The sequence below is a fragment of the Bacillus cereus group sp. TH152-1LC genome, assembly GCF_027710505.1.
Classification (GTDB): domain Bacteria; phylum Bacillota; class Bacilli; order Bacillales; family Bacillaceae_G; genus Bacillus_A; species Bacillus_A mobilis.
Genome location: NZ_JAQFNK010000001.1, coordinates 1,124,580 through 1,141,422 on the forward strand (window position 1 = coordinate 1,124,580; position 16,843 = coordinate 1,141,422).

Below are 16,843 nucleotides of genomic sequence, written 5' to 3' on the forward strand. Positions count from 1 at the left end.
AAGCATTTATTTTTTTGAAACATGAAAAAAGCCCCTTATCTAGGGGCTACATGAATATTAATGTTTTACTGAAAACGAGATAATACCGCTTTATCTGAAGAAATTTTTTGGAACCAATGTCCTTCTTTTCCAAAGTTTCGAATCGTTGCAATATCTCCCTTCTCGCCTAATCGGAATTTGCCTAATTCTTTTTGTAATGCTAAGAATAATTGTTTTCGAACCCCTCTTTTATAAAAATAAGATGAATTTGCCTCCGTATTAGATAAGACATAACAACCATCTTGCACTTGAAGCAGCTCAAATTTTCCTGTGGCTAGAGATTTCGTTACATTTCCAATTTGAATATTACTAGAGATGTTTAAAATTAATTTTTCTCCATACAACGAACCTAATGTATCTTCTACATCATGGGTGATAGTAACAGACCATTTATATTTTAAAACAGAGTAAATATGCTGTTTGAAACGTTGAGGAATAAGGATATCTGCTTCTGGACATGATTTGCTATCCCTTAAAGCAATTATCACATTATCAATTTGTTCTCGATGTTTCGAAAGCTCTATTTTTTCAATTTTAAATAGCTCTTCTGCTTTATCAAAATCAGCATTTGTAAAATCTTTTGCTAGTTGCACAAAACCTATCACTCTTATCATATCTTGTAAATAAGTTTTATTATCTTCAAAGAAGCTTAAGAAGTATTTGTAGTTGAAATCTCCTACAGAAATTTCCTTATCCAGAAATTCATTCTTTTTATATTGAACAAGTGCTTGATAGTTATCTTCCCCTATTGATGGATTATAGCATTCTAAAATAAATTCACTTTGCTCATGGAAAGGATAAACTACTTTATCTGAATTAAGTACCGGAACACTTACTCCACCATATAAGGTGATACTACCAGTGTTACCATCTAAGAGTTTCTGCATAGTTTCGTTTACATAGTCTCTTGCAACGGAATACTTCGTAATATGCTCCGTTAATTCTGAAACCCGTCTCAAGTCAGTTTTAAAATGCTTTAAACAATATAACAACATTTGTTTGCTTACATCGGACAATGAGAAACCTAATTCATATTCAAATTTAAATCCGCGAATAAGAGTAGATAGAGGTGTACCAAAAGATGCTACGACTAGTTCCTTATTTTCAATATCCTGTAATGCGCCTTCGCTTGCAAACACTTCTCCGTTTTTATAATAAAAATTACGGAAACGGAAATCAAAATACCATAAACGTTCCACATGATATAAAGAAATAACTTGGAATCGAAGACCTTTATAATTGAATCTAGTAATCTCTCGAATGGTATCCCAATTGTTGATGGCATAACCACTGCTTCTGTGGTCTTCCGTTTGAATATTTTCTACACCAGGAATATTTTCAATGTATGACTCCTCAAAAAAGGCATAATCGACGTAAATATCTACATCATTGATAACATTACCCTTAATAGAATGTGAACCAAGTTGATGAATGTACAGATTACTAAATGCTCCGCCTGCAAAACAGTAATGTTGTTGAAGTTTTTTCATTTTATCTTCATCTGTTTTCACTTCAATTTGATTATTTATAGACCTTCCTCTTTTTTGAATTTCTTTATGAATCATGTCTTGAATATAGTTTTCCATTTCTACAACAATCTGCGGAATTTCTACGTTTAATTTAACCAGTTTCATTTTTTAATCATCCTTTTTTATTTGATTATAACGCGGTTTTGTTTTAGGAGTTAAAAAATGAACAAAAAGCCCACTTTTTAAAAGCGGACTTTAAAAATTATAATTCTATTTTAATAGTTGCCTAATCCCGTAAAGAAATAACCATCTTTTTCTTTTTTAAATCTCATGTTCCACTCACACTTAATGCCTTCTTTTGTTGAAGTAACATGGACAATATTAGGTTTTTTCTCCTTGACTTCATATTTGAAATCACCTTCGTCCATTTTGTCTACAATCCCATAGTCATTTGCTAAATCAATCATGTGACTAGTTGGAAAAGACATTGCATCGGAATGATTTACCTCATTAACGATTTCTGTATCTCCAGAAGTTAAACCTTTCATCATTGTTTTTGCAGCTTCCTCTGGGGTATCATTATTAGCTCCACAACCTCCTAATAATCCAGCAGCTAAAAGAAATGGTAATACAACACGCTTTTTCATAGTAATCCTCCGTTGACTTATATATGTTTTTTATTTTATATACGACATATCATATTCATTAAATATCGTAATATGTCGCATTCTCTATATTGAGTATATACCTTGTATATACGTAAGTCAATCTTCATTTTTCACTTTTTGAATTTTTTTCTAACAAATTCAAAATATCTTTTTCGAAATCCATAATATATAAGTGCAACAAAGAAAATAGCATTCAGAAAAGGAATTATTCTTTGGCACAAAAATCCAATTTCGTTTTATAATTATCTATATAAAATAAAAAATACAGGGGGATTTATATGGTAACGTATACAAAATTACAACATATTAATTTAAAAACTCATCCGGAAGTAAATGAAAGATGGGTGCAAAATCGCATTGCTGAAGACCCTGAAATTTTAGGACTAGGAGATTTAACATTAAAAGATATGGAACGACGACAACCAACCGGTGGAAGATTAGATATGTTGTTCCAAGATGATTCTCGTCGGTACTGTGTGGAATTACAACTAGGGAAAACGGATGAAACACATATTATACGAACGATTGAATACTGGGACATCGAACAAAAAAGATATCCAGATACTCCTCATGTTGCGGTTATTATTGCAGAAGAGATTACATCTAGACTATTTAATGTCATTGGAATCCTTAATCGAAGTGTTCCATTGATTGCTATACAATTACATGCTGTTGATGTAAATGGTGAAGTTGGATTACAATTCGTTAAGGTATTAGATGAATCCTCACTCCCAACTTATGAGGAAGATGAAGAACCACAAGTGTCTGTGGACCTTCCCTATTGGGAAGCGAGAGCTTCTAAAGAAACCGTTTCTTGGTGCGAAGAAGTATTGAACATCGTCCGAGAAGCGACTAATGAAAGTTTAAATTTAAATTATACAAAACGATATATTGGATTCGAAGAGTCAGGTATAGTAAACAATTTTGTTGCAATTGTACCGAGAAAGAAACGTATCAATCTGCGTATTCGTTTGACACAATCCGAAGAGATTGATGCTTTGATTGAAGAAGCTGGGTTGGACAGGTTGGAATATAATAAGAAGTTCCGTTTCTATGTGCTACCTGTATCCAAAGAAGATATTGTAAATAACAAGGAACTTTTACAAAGCTTATTTGAGATGGCATATGAAGGATAGTATTAAGTACCCTTTTACCAAAAAGCTAAACATGAAAAACTATTAAAAGCTGCTATTATCAGCAGCTTTTTTATCAATAGTATTTTCTTTTTATTTTCATCCATATAATCATATTTCATGATATTATATATAAAATAACTAGGAGGAATTTCAATGGATAAAGAACAAAAAAGAATGCAGATGTTTAACTTTAAGGGAATGGAATTAAATTATTGGATGTTAAAGGATTTCACAACGTTAAAAACATACGTGAACACCAGTCATGATACTCGTTCCTTAGTTCAAGATGATAAAGGAAATCTATATCTGTACGTTTTTCATGAAGAGATGAGTTTTTCCGGACCAGACGTCATGACTGAATTCTTCTTTTTAGTTAAAAATAAAGAAGAAGCAGGCGAAAAAGCAACTGAATCTGCCTTCTCATTACGTTCGGAGTTTGATTATATCCACATTCCGTATGATTGGGATATTTCTGTAAGAGAACATACAACAAAATAGAATTATAAGAGTCGCTATATTATATCTAGCGGCTTTTTTAATGTATTTTAGTCGAAAATAAAATAAAAAAACCCGTTAACTTTTAGATTTAACGGGTTTTATGTATTAATTATATATGTTTCATCTTAATTAAGATTACGTGCTAATTGTATCAATATACGTAATTAATTGAATAACCTAGCTCATTTAATTTATCGCAAAAAAGGTCCCTATTTTTATATTCAGCTTTGAAAAATATCTTTGTTTGCTTGGTATTTTCTTCAGTTGGCTTGTAAATATACCCCAAAACCATTAGGGCACGAACCAAATTTGTTGCTTCTGCTCCATAAATGTACATGCTTCTGATTCCTACGGGCTGTTCAGTGAAGGGAACGTTTTTAAACATCTCTATAATATCTTTCTTTATTCGCTTATAGTTTGTAAGGTCTGCTAGATATTCATATTTATCTACGTTTGCAACGACATCTGCTCCAAGAGAGTACCAATTTTCATTTATAAGTTGTAAAAATTTTGTGCAGGGTCTATTTTCAAGTTCTTTCACGACTTCATGAATGATTTTGCTTATTTTAATACGCTCACTTTCTCTTTTGGTCCCAATACCTAGAAATATTTTGCTATGCATTATTGAGAAATAAAGCATGTTATTCATTCCTTCATAATCGAATGAAAATTCTCTTCTCACCCCTTCTAGTTTTAATCTGGTTTCCTTAAGAACAAACCCCTCTTTTTCAAATAACGCAATAAACTCTTCTACTTCAAAATATTCATCAATAACACCTTTTTCCATAGTATAACCATCCTTTTTTCTTACTATTATAAAGCAAAAAATAAAATCACTTATTAAATATTAAAAATACATAATTGGATATTGATTATTTTCCCAAATACCCCAAGATGTGATAGTTGTGCTTTTGAATTAATAGATATATAATTCATTTATTCGAGTTAGAAATTCGACACAATACTCTATTGCGCAATCTATTCCCTAATAGGTTGCTTTTTTTTATTGTATTTCTATTTATTCATGATATAAAGTTGTCGTTACATAAGTGGATTAGGAGTTGAGTTTATTATGTCTGATGAAAATACAAAAGATGGTATTACCAAAGAAGAAGCGATAGATAATACAAAGACAATTTCAGAAAATGAAACACCAGAAATAACAAATAATGAAATACATAATGAAACAGAAGAAAAAATAAATACCGAAGAGAAAAAAGAAAGCGAAGAAGAAAGAAAAGAAGAAAAACCAGAAAAAGAAAGAAAAAAACTTAATTTAAAAAGCTTTTCTTGGTTAGGAATCATTTTTCTTGCTTTCGTAGCATTTGCTTTTGTATACACATATACTATCAACAAAGGAAATGTTGCTCAAAATACATTGATTATCCAAAATGAAATTTCAGATACCAATAACTTACTTGAGTTATATACGGTAACAAATGATGATAGATATATAATATTAGCATACGGAAAGATAAAAGGAATGGATGAATTATTAAGACAAACTTTATTGAATAGAGAATCTATCGACTTTTTTACTGTTTCTGATTCCTATTATCAATTTCTTTGGTATTTAGGTGAAAAGTCTTCTTATTTTGAAGATGTTATAAAAGGAAGAAAAGAATTAACGAAGTATGACATCAAAGAAATGAAATTGATATTAAAAACAATTGAAGAAGAAGTATTACCTACGACATCTATTGATGATTTTATGCAAGAAACGGATATAATCATCGAAAATTTATATATGCAATATTAAATTAAACACAAAAACATCTTGAAAAGTTTTCAAGGTGTTTTTTGTATTAATATCAAATACAGAACCCATTTTATTACGAATTGTTCCACTTATTTACATCTAATACACAAAAACATGAAAACGTTTTAAAAACGTGGAAAATCCTATTTTATCGCACATGAATTGAAGGGGAAATTAATTTTATTTCCAAATAAAACGTAATACGAGTCATAAAATACAACATAAGGAGGACCATTACATTGAACAGCGTTAGACTATTTATTTCAGTTATTATTTCTTTATTTATTTCTTATTATTTTCTTATGAGCCCTTCCCCGCTCGCCATGTCATTTACGCTGCCTTTTTACATCTTAACATCCATTGTGGTAGCAATAATTGTGTTATTGATTAAAAATCCTACTACAATGAAGACAAAAATAGGGCTATTGATTGTTTCTTGTTTCATTAGTTTTGTTGGGTCGTTGGTAATTGAGTTAGAAGCTGATGAAACGAAACTAAGAAAAATCGAAATGCTACGTATGAATGAACAATACAATTTAGCATTAACATCTCATGATGCTTATGCTAAATTTGATAACCGCATATTAACGGTAAATAATATTGAAGATAGGTACGTTGATATAAAGCAAGAATTTCACTTATATAATGAATCAGGTGACTTACTTCGTACCTACACCGCTGACGAAATAGTTAAAGAAATACGAGATGTACTACCTTTTTCAGGAGAGCAAAAAAACCGCGTTTATTTTAATGGTGTGAACATGAACACAGGTGGATATTTTTCTTTAACAAAAAAAGAACCTGAACTACTTTTAAGCATTGCCTATGAGTTAAATGAAAAAGAAGCTAAGGAAGTAAAAAAAGATGTACCTCCTATCTCTGGGAAACACATTACGTATCACAAAATATTTGAATACAAAATAAAAATTGATAAAAACGGGAACATCGTAAAAGATAAAAACCTTCTAAAATTATGGTTTGTAGGAAATGAATCTGAAGAAATAATTGCACCTTATAAATCAATTAATTACCCACTATATTTAAATGATTATGAAAAATAAAGTATATCTAAACATTTCCTAATGAAATATTTTAAATAGCATAAGAATTAGCATATCAATTACAAAGTAAATGATATGCTTTTTATTTTTGTTTAAAATTAAATAGTAGAAATCAAATTTCTTAAACCAACAGGATTAAATAGTGAAATTAAAATGAAGGGATAGTTAATGGCTATCCCTTCATTGTGTTTATTGATGTTATTTACTTAGAGAATTCCGTTGAAAATTACATTGTTCTCGTTACTTTTTTGAATTTGTATTCTCTGTAAAGGTCTTTCCTTTCGATAAATACAAAATACTCATTAATTCCATCCTTAAAATAGTATTCACCTAAGATTTGGTTTTTATCATTATGACTTCCACTATCCTCAACTTGATTACCATTTAAATCAAATAGTATTCCTTCAACCCACGGTTTTTCTGTTTTCTTAATTTGGATATCTACTTGGAATTTGTTTGGGAATGTTACATTGCATACTAAATAACTTCCACCGTCCAAATGAGCGGTATTTAAAATACTCTCCACTTCTTTTAACTTTTCTTTAGAAATTAGTATTGTTTGTTGGTATATCATTACTTTTTCTCCTTATCTCTTTTGTATTTCTATTTAATTTTACTAGGACTTCTCACTCCAAAATCAAATCCATTTCGTTAGTTTTTAACCATTTCTCTTTATCTTCTACTACTATCTCTTTCTTTCTGAAAATGATAAAGGTAATTCTAAAGATTCTCATTTATATTAATGCTATAATGAGAAAAAACAAAGGATGGTACATGATGAAGAAAAATATTGTAGATTTAGCAATAATGGAAGCAGCATCCTACCTGGAAAAACTGAATACATCTAGAATATATCAAAATATTGTAGAGAAATACATAGATAAACATAACAAAGGGATTTTTGTGGATTTTACCTTTAATACCAATACTGCTACTGGTTTATTCCGTTATTTTGAAGGTATTTATAACTTTAAATCTTCTAAAGAAGTAACTAAACCCTTTAGCCGCGACAAGGTTATTAAAATTTCGAATTTAAATAGCAAAGTGAAAAAAAAGAGACGAGAATTAAATGATAAAGAAGAAGTTTATAAAAAAATACAGTCTCGTTATCGAAAATTAGCCTTGCATTTTGGTTTAAAAATACCGAAAGCATACGAGTTACCTGAAGATAAATTTAGTCATTTGATTGATGCTTATTCAAAAGGCGACACCGTACATGTATCCACTTCTGTTTTAGAGCTAGAATTAGAGAATATAGCCAAACAAATAAAGATACAATACGATTTGGAAGCAATGCTTGGAAAAGTAAGCAACAATATACCTTATGTTGAATATGAATTAAAACATATAGAAGAGGAATTTTTCAAATGTGTGCTGAGAACATACTTTTCCGTTATCCGAGAGCACTCCAGCAGATTATTTGATAAGGAAAAAGTGTATGTTATATACAATGAAAAAGAATGGCTGCGTATGTATAAAGAAGAGCGAGAAAGAACAAACAACTTGAATTCTGTACAGACCATCGGAGACTCATCGAAAATCGATACATTTATGATTCTCTTCATACAAAAGAATTTTAATATGTTCGATTTACAAGTAAATAAAGGAGAGTTTTCTTATGCAATAGGAAATCGTTTCACGCGAACTCATTTTAAAAATACTCCAGATGAATACAACGAATCTAACTTTGAAAAATGGGAAAAGACTTTATTATCATTCCAGAAACAGCATTCTGAATTCTCTGTTGCAGTCTCTGTGTATAATGATATTGTAGCAAGTGTTGGAAAGAACGAAGAAAGTGCTCATATTCTCTTAAAATATTTATTCGATAAATTCCCTACGGAACTTATTAATGAATACAACTATATCACTGGAGAAAAACGAAAAGCCAGGGAAAAACAAACATCTTTTAAACCAAGAAGCATAGAGTTCCCTACTATTATTCAAACGTTTCCGAATTTGAATTTTGTTATTCGACAAGTGCAAGATATGAACTATTGGTATGCTCTTCAACAGAAGAAATATAATGATGTAATGTGCAGCATTTCTAACGATGAATACGAATTAAAACTGTACGAATTAAAAGAGACTACGGATTTTCAATAAATCTCTTACAATGTTTTCTATTATAGATTTAACGTTAAAATTATGATGTTATTTCACAACAGACTAGTTATGAAAAGAGGAATATACAAATGAAAGATGCTATTCATGATTGCTATGTTTCTGTAACAGGAAAAATCCCAACTGAGGAACAAATTACAACAATTGAAACCCTTTTGCCTACTCGTGTAAAACATTTAGCTTATGAGTGGAGCTGGAATGATACCGAAGTAAGGGATACAATCTATGTTTTGATTGAGGATAACTTAGATAAGATTCAATCCATAAACAATTAAAGAAATCAAAATTCAAAAAAGCACGATGCATATCGTGCTTTTTCTTATACTAAAACGTATAAACACTTCAACTATATTGTTTGTATTCCCTAAGAGAAAAAGAAGACTTAAAATAAGCCTTCTTCAAATTCAAAATTCTACTTTTCTTTACAATTTGTTCTTTGTTTCAACATCTTAATAATCACTGAATAATCACTGACATTGAATTCTTCAACATTAATAACTTTGTAAAAATTAGGCTCATACTCAAATTCTTTGAGCCATACACTTAAAACTTCATTGATTCTTTCTTCCAGTACCGCTTGATGATTTTCATCAACTTGATATAAGAAACTTTCTGCATAATCACCACATTGCTCGGTAACACTTTCATACATTGAATCCATTAAACCATCTACTGAAACATGAGTGCTAGGGTCAACAGATTGACCTACGTACAATACTTTATGTTCGCTTCCATATTCTCTAATTGCTTCATTAATTGCTTCATCTTTTGTATTTAATGAACCTGTGAAATTTTCTCCATTATAGCTATAGCACCACTTATGTTCCATGTTTCTTTTCTCTCCTTTGTACTGACAAAATTATCTTTAATCCAAATTAATTATATAGCAAAACACAGAAATTAGTTAGAATAATATTAATTTGATATGAAACTATAATTAAATAAAGTAGTAAATACAGAAAAACATCCCTATAGCAGCAAAAAAACGCATTGGAAATAAGTAATCCATTGCGTTTTATGACTAATTCTAATTTCTTACTGTTCATCATCGATTTCTAATTCAACTACCACTTTAGTTGGTGTCCAATCGAATGCACGATATCGAATATTTTCTTTTTGTAAGAGTTCCGAAAATCCATCATATTCTTCTGTTTTTATGATAACTTTTCCCTCTTCTTTTAGAACTTTAAGATTTTTCTTTTGATTTTCCATACTAATCCACTCCCGTATATATTTTATCCTTGGTATTTCTTTATCTTTTGAATTATAAACCAAATATATAATATGGATTAAAAATATTTTAGTTTTTAGGATTTATGTACTTTTTAATATCGTGTCCAATTTCCCAACAACTTGTACATTTGTGGATTTTCATCTACGAATTCACATAAAAGAAGAAACTCCTTGAAAGTAAGTCTTCTGACTCCTAATTTATAAGTATCTCTAAATGAAACAAATTGTAGTTTGCCGTTTTGCATAGTTGTTACGAAATCTTCACCTTTCCCTATTCCATAAGGTAGCGTCCGTACAGCCTGTAATTTAAAATACAGGTCTTTTAGCTCTTTATCTGATAAGAGATGTAGGTCTATATTGATATTTTCGTCTGTACAGGCTTTTGTTAATGATTTGATAAAACTCTCTTTCGCTTTCTGTTTCATAGCTAAAACCATCCCCCTGGTACTTGTATCTAATCATTTAAGGTCGTATCCAATTAGTAATATTCCATTCGTTACGGAATGATATTTCCCTTTTCATCCCTTCTGGTAATGAATGTTGCTAACGGAGGGTTGTTTATTAATTTTTCAAGTGCTTTTTCTTTGTTTCCGTTATTAGAAATTAATGCAGCTTTGCAATCGAGTAAACTACGATTTGAAAGTTGTTGTAAATCGTTTATTTCTTCCATTGTGGGTTTATAACAAAACATCTTATTCACTTCCTTTATCTTTCTTAACTGATAAAAATGATTATACTAAAAACAAAAAATAAATTGATTACATTTACCAAAAACTATTCCCCTCCCTACTCCTACCAATCGTTGATAATACTGACAAATTGACAAAAAATAGCATCCGTATTTTTTTATTTTTTAAGTGATGTTATTCAGGGTTTAGGAAAAAAAATTATAATTTAAATTAACAAATTAAAAATGGTGCTATAATATCTGCAACTTTGAATAAAGGTGCCAATGCTTAAAAGAGAATCTAGTGAAAATCTAGAGCTGTTCCCGCAACTGTAAACACTAACTAAATAAGTAAACCACTGTATGAAAATCTGAAAAGGTATTTGTACGGGAAGGTCTTAGGATAGAACGAAGTGTAAGTCAGAAGACCTGCCTATTATTCAATAGAGTTTTATTTTCTTCGGGAGTTAGGGGGATAAAGCGATGGAATTTAGTTGTAAAACTAACTCTTACGCCATCGTTTTATCCACTCTAACCAGGTGGATTTTTGTTTTTTAAATAAGGTAGGTGTTTAACTATGCTAATTGTATTTGATTCTAAAACAGGAAACGTAGAACGATTCGTTCAAAAAGTGGAAATGGAATCATTAAAAATTGAGTCTGGTCTAATTATACCTGAACCATTCGTCCTTATTACCTATACGACTGGTTTTGGACAAGTTCCCCCTTCTGTTGTTGAATTTCTAAAAGAAAATCATCACAATATGCAAGCAGTAGCTGCGAGCGGAAATCGCAATTGGGGACAAAATTTTGGTAAAAGTGCTGATATAATTTCAGATTTATATAATGTTCCGGTCATCGGAAAGTTTGAAATGTTTGGAACAACAAATGATGTACATAATTTTATAGAAGGAGTGATGGAAATTGAAACATGTCTTGCTTAATAATGAAATAACAATTCAAAAAGATGGGTTCTTCCAATTAGAAAAGGACAAAGAGGCTGTTGTTGAATTTGAAAAAGAAGTAAAAGAAAAATTAATAACTTTTAAAACTGTGGAAGAAAAAATAAGATATCTTCTAAAACATGATTACTATTACCCGGTAACATCAGAATACACAATGGATGAAATAAAAGAAATCTTTAAAATTGCTCATTCCTACAAATTCAAATTTCAATCTTATATGGCAATTTCAAAATTCTATAAAGAGTACGCTTTAAAAACAAATGATAACAAAAATTATTTGGAAACATATGCGGATAGACTTGCGATTGTTTCTCTGTTTTTAAGTCGTGGAAACATAGAAAAAGCTAGAAAATTAGTACGTACAATGATGGAGCAAAGATATCAACCAGCTACTCCTTCTATGATGAATGCAGGACGTAGTAAACGCGGTGAAATGGTAAGCTGTTTCTTATTAGAAATGGATGATACGTTAAACTCTATCGGCTTTAATATTAATACTGCTATGCAATTAAGTAAATTGGGCGGAGGAATTGCATTAAATATCAGTAAGTTAAGAGGAAGAAGTGAACCTATCAAAGGTGTAGAGGATGCTGCTAGTGGTGTAATTCCAGTAATGAAACTATTAGAAGATGCATTTGCATATGCCAATCAACTTGGACAAAGAAAAGGTGCCGGGGCAGCGTACTTAAATATTTTCCATTGGGATGTTATTGAATTTTTGGATACAAAAAAAATAAATGCCGATGAGAAATCCAGAATACAATCTTTATCTATCGGACTAATTGTTCCGCAAAAATTCTTTGATTTAGCACAAGAAAATAAAGATATACATGTATTCGCGCCTTATTCTGTATTTAAAGCATACGGTAAACACTTAGACGATATGGATATTGATGTAATGTATGAGGAATTGTTACAAAATCCAAAAGTTAAAAAGCGTAAACTAGATTTAAATGCTCGCGAAATGTTAACAAAAATCGCACAAACACAGTTTGAGTCTGGTTATCCGTATCTTATGTTCAAATCAAATGCAAATAAACAACATGCATTAAAAGATATTGGCGACATCAAAATGTCGAACTTATGTTCGGAAATTTTCCAACTAATGCGCACATCTACTATCAATGATTATGGAAAACCAGATGAAATTGGTTTAGATATTAGTTGTAACTTAGGGTCTGTAAATATTGTAAACGTAATGGAAAGCGGAAAATTCCAAGATACTGTACATGTAGCAATGGATGCCTTAACATCTGTTTCTGATATGACATCTATTGAAAATGCTCCAGGTGTTAAAAAAGCAAATGATGAGATGCATTCTGTAGGCTTGGGGGCTATGAACTTACATGGATACCTAGCAAAAAATAAAATTAGTTTCGAGAGCCCAGAGGCTAGAGACTTTGCGCGTACGTTCTTTATGATGTTGAACTATTACTCTATTGAAAAAAGTATGTTAATCGCAAAAGAAAGAAAAACTACTTTTTCTGGATTTGAGAAATCAGAGTATGCAAAAGGAACATACTTCAAAAAGTACAATGAAACAGATTATTCTCCAAAAACAGAAAAGATAAAAGCGTTATTCACTGATATCCATGTCCCTACTCCTGGTGATTGGAAACGACTTGCAAAAGAAGTAAAACGTTTTGGATTATTCCACTCATATAGATTGGCAATTGCTCCGAATCAAAGTATCGGTTACATCCAAAATGCAACAAGTTCTGTTATGCCGGTAGTAGAGCAAATTGAAGCACGTACAAATGCAAAAAGTACAACGTACTACCCAATGCCTTATCTAACAAGAGAAACATTCTGGTATTACAAATCTGCTTACAATATGAATCAATATCGTTTAATTGATTTAATTGCAGAAATTCAACCACATATTGACCAAGGAATTAGTACGATTTTGTATGTAACAAGCGAGGCAACTACCCGCGATTTATCTCGACTTTATGTATATGCAAGTAAGAAAGGTTTAAAGAGTTTGTATTATACAAGAACAAAAAAATTAACAATGGAAGAGTGCATAGCTTGCGCGGTATAATGCGCACTCTTTCCCTTATTTTTGATACGGATTGGGAGGAATTACATTGAGAATTGCAGTTAACTGGAATCAAAATGAAGATGAGTTTACACAGATGTTTTGGAAACAAAACTTCACACAAATTTGGTCTGAAGAGGAAATTAGTGTTTCAAATGACAAAAACGTTTGGGACCAATTAAGTAAAGAAGAACGAAAAACTTTTGTTAAAGTATTAGGTGGTTTAACCTTGTTAGATACAGAGCAAGGTGGTGAAGGTATGCCGCTATTACTTTTACATACAAAGGGACTACAAAGAAAAGCAGTTTTAAGTTTAATGGGAACAATGGAAGAAGTACACGCGAAAAGTTACAGTCATATATTTACGACTCTGCTTCCTACTGAAGAAATTGAAGAATTATTTGAATGGGTAACAGAACATCCAAGGCTTCAAATGAAGGCGAATAGAATTGGTAGTTATTATGAAAATCTATTAAAAAAGGACGTTACCAACAAAGAGCTATATTTAGGTTATGTAGCAAGTGTATTTTTAGAAAGTTATCTCTTCTATAGTGGATTCTTCTACCCTCTTTATTTAGCTGGTCAAGGTAAAATGATTGCAAGTGGAGAGGTTATCAATCTGATAATTAGGGATGAGTCAATTCACTCGATTTTCATCGGATTACTTGGTCAAGAGTTATATACAAAATTAACTCCAGAAGAACAAAAAGAAGTAGATGCAGAAACGCAACAATTACTTCTAGACCTTTATGAAAATGAATTAGAATATGCAAAAGAATTATACACAGAGATTGGATTATATGAAGAAGTAGCTACATACGTGAGATATAATGCAAACAGAGCACTTATGAATTTAGGTAAAGAACCTTATTTCCCAGAAGAGCCAATTAATCCAATTGTTGAAAATGGATTAAAAACAGATACAAAAAACCACGACTTTTTCTCAGTTAAAGGAAATGGTTATATCAAATCATTAAACGTTGTTCACATGAACGATGACGATTTTGATTTCTCTGATGTCGAGACAAATGACATTATCTAAATCTACAAAACAAAAAAAAGCACCGCCTAGTTTAACCTAGATGGTGCTTTTTTTGTTATTCTGATTCGGTTGTTTTCATTTCTTCAATGAGCTGCTCAATCTCAGTTATCGAACACTCTATCCGTTCTGCGATTCCTTTAACATCATAGCCCAGTTCTAATAGCTGTTCTATTGCAAATTTGGTCCATACGTTCATTTTTTCTTTGTTTAAACGATATAATTCCACATTCTCTTCTTCTGTGATGTTATGAAAAACATCGTAGCACTCTTGTCCACATATGTAAGCTTCGTATCCGTGACTTAAACATCCAGTTTGCTTACTACAAACTACGCACTTACCTGTTTCATGTAAGGAAAAATAACCATATTTTGTGTCTTCCCCTTTGATAAACATTTCACGTTCTTTGGGCGTTAATTCAATAGGCTTAATACCTTTTTCGTTGCAGTATGTCGTTAATTCTCTTAATTTATAATGATATTTTTTCAATGAAAGCACTCCTAAGAGATTTATTATTTTTACCTAACGTAGAAAAGAGCTCTTGTAAGCATTTAATTTCTTAACAAGGTCGTCTTCATTTTCATATTCAATGAAATGTTTCGAAACGGCATGATAACTACCGGCAATCTTTTTCCCTTTTTTATAGATGCAAAGAATCGGAACTTCTAGCATATCTGCCCATCCCAGCTCGATTCCCAAACCAGTTGCATGCTCACTTCCCTCTGCTATCATAAGCGAACAAGTTTTCAAAAAATCTTTAGAATTGAATAATTCTTCGCTGCTTTCATGAGGAAATACAACATTGTTTGTTTTGAAAAAATCCGTTTTTTTAATTGCCGGATATAATTCTTCTAAATAATTAATGGAATTTGGATGACCAACATAAATATTTTTCTGTTCCAAAAGAATCTCCCCTTACTACTATTTTGTTTTCCAAATACTATGGTTTGATTTTTAATTTTATTTTTTGTCCTTATCTTTATCAATGATTTCTAACCAATCCACATAATAGTCAATTGCATCTTGAAAATCCTCTAATTCAGAATACGTATCAAATTTACGTTCTATGGTACCACTTAATCCAGTTAAAGTAAAAGGTGGTAAATACTCTTTCCCAAAATGTTCAACAGAAGGCATTGTAAAATTCTCGTATGGAGAATCTACAATTTTATAGCCGTCTTTAACTTTTTTCACTTCAAAAATAGTATAATTAGGACCGTATCTTCCTGCTGTTTTTCGAATCGTATATGTTCGATTCTTTGTTAATTCCTTGTATTTCTCATTTACATAGTAATGAATTTTTAAGGTAGCAGGGAAATCAGATTTCTTCATCGTTTCTATCGTTTTCCCGTTTTCCAATCTAAGAAGTAACACTTCGTCATTGCTGTCACATGCAGCTAATAAAAGCATAATACAGAAAAGTAAAATAATGCTTAGATGTTTCTTCATGATGAAAACCGCTGTACATAGTATATCAATTTGAATAAATCCAAATCTATATTCATAAAAACTTCTGCATTCGTAAGCTATTTAATGCTTGGAAGTGCTTATGACGGTATTACTAATGACCAGCAGCAGTTACACCTCCTACTATATTGTATAATTGCTATTTCGATTGAGAGAAGATTGTTTCCAAAATTCTTTCAGTGATTATATACGTCTATTTTAACAATTACATATGCATTTGTACGCAAATCTAAGTTTTGTTTTTATAATCATTTTCACAAATAGAATAAAAATTTAAAAGGAATAAGGAGAGTTTTTAGATGAAACATACTGTAAGTAGAGAAATAGGATTAGCTTTGGATTGTGCTATTAGAGAATTCACATTAGAAGAAGTTCTTGATGTACCAAAACGTTTCAATAGATGGAACAATGAGTGTGAACCTTTAAACGAAATTAGTACATATCAACTAGCACAATACATTATTGAAGGATATACTTATCCTAAATCTAAAGAAGAAAAAATCGATTCATTTGTTGATTGGTTTCAAGACTATAATCAACATGTCCCTTATCCAACTAGAAACAGTAGTTACCGTAGAGGGCGTAGAAATACATTAGAAGAAATTGAAAACAAACTAGTTGAATTAAATCTGTTAGAGAAAGAAATGGAATAACTGCTTCAATAGCACTTCCTCCAC

At 31.0% G+C, this 16,843-nt stretch carries 21 protein-coding genes and 1 riboswitch; of the genes, 10 read left to right on the plus strand and 11 right to left on the minus strand.

What is annotated here, in order from left to right:
* Nucleotides 1-65: 65 nt before the first annotated feature.
* Nucleotides 66-1,673 (minus strand): hypothetical protein, encoded by a 1,608-nt coding sequence (locus PDL00_RS06345; protein WP_270727640.1) that lies wholly within the window; start codon nt 1,671-1,673, stop codon nt 66-68.
* A 110-nt stretch (nt 1,674-1,783) separates the two neighbouring features.
* A complete protein-coding gene (locus PDL00_RS06350; protein WP_270727642.1) occupies nt 1,784-2,155 on the minus strand; it encodes a hypothetical protein in 372 nt (123 codons plus the stop codon).
* A 299-nt stretch (nt 2,156-2,454) separates the two neighbouring features.
* On the opposite strand from PDL00_RS06350, the gene PDL00_RS06355 reads away from it, so the two are divergent.
* On the plus strand, nt 2,455-3,312 hold the full coding sequence (locus PDL00_RS06355) for a hypothetical protein (protein WP_270727644.1): 858 nt from the start codon (nt 2,455-2,457) through the stop codon (nt 3,310-3,312).
* Nucleotides 3,313-3,465: 153 nt separating this feature from the next.
* A complete protein-coding gene (locus PDL00_RS06360) occupies nt 3,466-3,810 on the plus strand; it encodes a hypothetical protein (protein ID WP_270727646.1) in 345 nt (114 codons plus the stop codon).
* 151 nt (nt 3,811-3,961) lie between these two features.
* Here PDL00_RS06360 and PDL00_RS06365 read toward each other — a convergent pair whose 3' ends face one another.
* Nucleotides 3,962-4,597 (minus strand): hypothetical protein, encoded by a 636-nt coding sequence (locus tag PDL00_RS06365; RefSeq protein ID WP_270727647.1) that lies wholly within the window; start codon nt 4,595-4,597, stop codon nt 3,962-3,964.
* A 285-nt stretch (nt 4,598-4,882) separates the two neighbouring features.
* Here PDL00_RS06365 and PDL00_RS06370 point away from each other — a divergent pair, with 285 nt between their 5' ends.
* Nucleotides 4,883-5,569 carry a hypothetical protein gene (locus tag PDL00_RS06370; protein WP_270727650.1) on the plus strand — a complete coding sequence of 229 codons (687 nt, stop codon included), beginning with the start codon at nt 4,883-4,885 and terminating at the stop codon, nt 5,567-5,569.
* 239 nt (nt 5,570-5,808) lie between these two features.
* Entirely contained in the window at nt 5,809-6,630 is an 822-nt protein-coding gene (locus PDL00_RS06375; RefSeq protein ID WP_270727653.1) for a hypothetical protein, read from the plus strand.
* A 226-nt stretch (nt 6,631-6,856) separates the two neighbouring features.
* On the opposite strand, the gene PDL00_RS06380 is transcribed toward PDL00_RS06375, so the two are convergent.
* Nucleotides 6,857-7,204 carry a hypothetical protein gene (locus tag PDL00_RS06380; RefSeq protein WP_270727656.1) on the minus strand — a complete coding sequence of 116 codons (348 nt, stop codon included), beginning with the start codon at nt 7,202-7,204 and terminating at the stop codon, nt 6,857-6,859.
* 203 nt (nt 7,205-7,407) lie between these two features.
* On the opposite strand from PDL00_RS06380, the gene PDL00_RS06385 reads away from it, so the two are divergent.
* Together PDL00_RS06385 and PDL00_RS06390 are read left to right on the plus strand one after the other, a co-directional pair.
* Nucleotides 7,408-8,736: a hypothetical protein gene (locus PDL00_RS06385; RefSeq protein ID WP_270727658.1), complete on the plus strand. Its 1,329-nt coding sequence runs from the start codon at nt 7,408-7,410 to the stop codon at nt 8,734-8,736.
* Between the two features lie 89 nt (nt 8,737-8,825).
* The gene (locus tag PDL00_RS06390; RefSeq protein WP_270727662.1) at nt 8,826-9,029 is read left to right on the plus strand and encodes a hypothetical protein; all 204 of its coding nucleotides are present in this window, start codon (nt 8,826-8,828) and stop codon (nt 9,027-9,029) included.
* A 137-nt stretch (nt 9,030-9,166) separates the two neighbouring features.
* On the opposite strand, the gene PDL00_RS06395 is transcribed toward PDL00_RS06390, so the two are convergent.
* The 4 genes from PDL00_RS06395 to PDL00_RS06410 form a co-directional block, all read right to left on the minus strand.
* Nucleotides 9,167-9,583, minus strand: a complete 417-nt coding sequence (locus PDL00_RS06395) for a hypothetical protein (RefSeq protein ID WP_270727664.1) — start codon at nt 9,581-9,583, stop codon at nt 9,167-9,169.
* A gap of 206 nt (nt 9,584-9,789) precedes the next feature.
* Nucleotides 9,790-9,966, minus strand: a complete 177-nt coding sequence (locus PDL00_RS06400) for a hypothetical protein (RefSeq protein WP_270727667.1) — start codon at nt 9,964-9,966, stop codon at nt 9,790-9,792.
* Between the two features lie 113 nt (nt 9,967-10,079).
* Nucleotides 10,080-10,412: a hypothetical protein gene (locus PDL00_RS06405; RefSeq protein ID WP_270727670.1), complete on the minus strand. Its 333-nt coding sequence runs from the start codon at nt 10,410-10,412 to the stop codon at nt 10,080-10,082.
* Between the two features lie 71 nt (nt 10,413-10,483).
* On the minus strand, nt 10,484-10,678 hold the full coding sequence (locus tag PDL00_RS06410) for a hypothetical protein (protein ID WP_270727673.1): 195 nt from the start codon (nt 10,676-10,678) through the stop codon (nt 10,484-10,486).
* A 236-nt stretch (nt 10,679-10,914) separates the two neighbouring features.
* Nucleotides 10,915-11,106: riboswitch (cobalamin riboswitch) on the plus strand.
* Between the two features lie 125 nt (nt 11,107-11,231).
* On the opposite strand from PDL00_RS06410, the gene nrdI reads away from it, so the two are divergent.
* Genes nrdI through nrdF form a run of 3 tightly spaced genes read left to right on the plus strand, consistent with a single transcriptional unit; the run spans nt 11,232 to nt 14,701 of the window.
* A complete protein-coding gene (nrdI, locus tag PDL00_RS06415) occupies nt 11,232-11,597 on the plus strand; it encodes a class Ib ribonucleoside-diphosphate reductase assembly flavoprotein NrdI (protein ID WP_270727675.1) in 366 nt (121 codons plus the stop codon).
* The gene (nrdE, locus tag PDL00_RS06420) at nt 11,578-13,662 is read left to right on the plus strand and encodes a class 1b ribonucleoside-diphosphate reductase subunit alpha (protein WP_270727678.1); all 2,085 of its coding nucleotides are present in this window, start codon (nt 11,578-11,580) and stop codon (nt 13,660-13,662) included. Before nrdI ends, nrdE begins: the two co-directional genes overlap by 20 nt.
* A 52-nt stretch (nt 13,663-13,714) precedes the next feature.
* Nucleotides 13,715-14,701 (plus strand): class 1b ribonucleoside-diphosphate reductase subunit beta, encoded by a 987-nt coding sequence (gene nrdF / locus PDL00_RS06425; protein ID WP_270727827.1) that lies wholly within the window; start codon nt 13,715-13,717, stop codon nt 14,699-14,701.
* Between the two features lie 55 nt (nt 14,702-14,756).
* Here nrdF and PDL00_RS06430 read toward each other — a convergent pair whose 3' ends face one another.
* Genes PDL00_RS06430 through PDL00_RS06440 form a run of 3 tightly spaced genes read right to left on the minus strand, consistent with a single transcriptional unit; the run spans nt 14,757 to nt 16,148 of the window.
* On the minus strand, nt 14,757-15,188 hold the full coding sequence (locus PDL00_RS06430; RefSeq protein WP_270727681.1) for a hypothetical protein: 432 nt from the start codon (nt 15,186-15,188) through the stop codon (nt 14,757-14,759).
* Between the two features lie 33 nt (nt 15,189-15,221).
* Nucleotides 15,222-15,602, minus strand: coding sequence for a hypothetical protein (locus PDL00_RS06435; RefSeq protein ID WP_270727683.1), 381 nt, complete (start codon nt 15,600-15,602; stop codon nt 15,222-15,224).
* A gap of 57 nt (nt 15,603-15,659) precedes the next feature.
* Nucleotides 15,660-16,148 (minus strand): hypothetical protein, encoded by a 489-nt coding sequence (locus tag PDL00_RS06440; RefSeq protein WP_270727686.1) that lies wholly within the window; start codon nt 16,146-16,148, stop codon nt 15,660-15,662.
* 317 nt (nt 16,149-16,465) lie between these two features.
* On the opposite strand from PDL00_RS06440, the gene PDL00_RS06445 reads away from it, so the two are divergent.
* Nucleotides 16,466-16,819: a hypothetical protein gene (locus tag PDL00_RS06445; RefSeq protein ID WP_270727689.1), complete on the plus strand. Its 354-nt coding sequence runs from the start codon at nt 16,466-16,468 to the stop codon at nt 16,817-16,819.
* Nucleotides 16,820-16,843 lie beyond the last annotated feature (24 nt).

What these genes read in the sequence shown, in the direction of transcription:
- PDL00_RS06345 (WP_270727640.1), bottom strand. Translation starts at nt 1,673, where the DNA reads ATGAAACTGGTTAAATTAAACGTAGAAATTCCGCAGATTGTTGTAGAA.
- PDL00_RS06350 (WP_270727642.1), bottom strand. Translation starts at nt 2,155, where the DNA reads ATGAAAAAGCGTGTTGTATTACCATTTCTTTTAGCTGCTGGATTATTA.
- PDL00_RS06355 (WP_270727644.1), top strand. Translation starts at nt 2,455, where the DNA reads ATGGTAACGTATACAAAATTACAACATATTAATTTAAAAACTCATCCG.
- PDL00_RS06360 (WP_270727646.1), top strand. Translation starts at nt 3,466, where the DNA reads ATGGATAAAGAACAAAAAAGAATGCAGATGTTTAACTTTAAGGGAATG.
- PDL00_RS06365 (WP_270727647.1), bottom strand. Translation starts at nt 4,597, where the DNA reads ATGGAAAAAGGTGTTATTGATGAATATTTTGAAGTAGAAGAGTTTATT.
- PDL00_RS06370 (WP_270727650.1), top strand. Translation starts at nt 4,883, where the DNA reads ATGTCTGATGAAAATACAAAAGATGGTATTACCAAAGAAGAAGCGATA.
- PDL00_RS06380 (WP_270727656.1), bottom strand. Translation starts at nt 7,204, where the DNA reads ATGATATACCAACAAACAATACTAATTTCTAAAGAAAAGTTAAAAGAA.
- PDL00_RS06385 (WP_270727658.1), top strand. Translation starts at nt 7,408, where the DNA reads ATGAAGAAAAATATTGTAGATTTAGCAATAATGGAAGCAGCATCCTAC.
- PDL00_RS06390 (WP_270727662.1), top strand. Translation starts at nt 8,826, where the DNA reads ATGAAAGATGCTATTCATGATTGCTATGTTTCTGTAACAGGAAAAATC.
- PDL00_RS06395 (WP_270727664.1), bottom strand. Translation starts at nt 9,583, where the DNA reads ATGGAACATAAGTGGTGCTATAGCTATAATGGAGAAAATTTCACAGGT.
- PDL00_RS06400 (WP_270727667.1), bottom strand. Translation starts at nt 9,966, where the DNA reads ATGGAAAATCAAAAGAAAAATCTTAAAGTTCTAAAAGAAGAGGGAAAA.
- PDL00_RS06405 (WP_270727670.1), bottom strand. Translation starts at nt 10,412, where the DNA reads ATGAAACAGAAAGCGAAAGAGAGTTTTATCAAATCATTAACAAAAGCC.
- PDL00_RS06410 (WP_270727673.1), bottom strand. Translation starts at nt 10,678, where the DNA reads ATGTTTTGTTATAAACCCACAATGGAAGAAATAAACGATTTACAACAA.
- nrdI (WP_270727675.1), top strand. Translation starts at nt 11,232, where the DNA reads ATGCTAATTGTATTTGATTCTAAAACAGGAAACGTAGAACGATTCGTT.
- PDL00_RS06440 (WP_270727686.1), bottom strand. Translation starts at nt 16,148, where the DNA reads ATGAAGAAACATCTAAGCATTATTTTACTTTTCTGTATTATGCTTTTA.
- PDL00_RS06445 (WP_270727689.1), top strand. Translation starts at nt 16,466, where the DNA reads ATGAAACATACTGTAAGTAGAGAAATAGGATTAGCTTTGGATTGTGCT.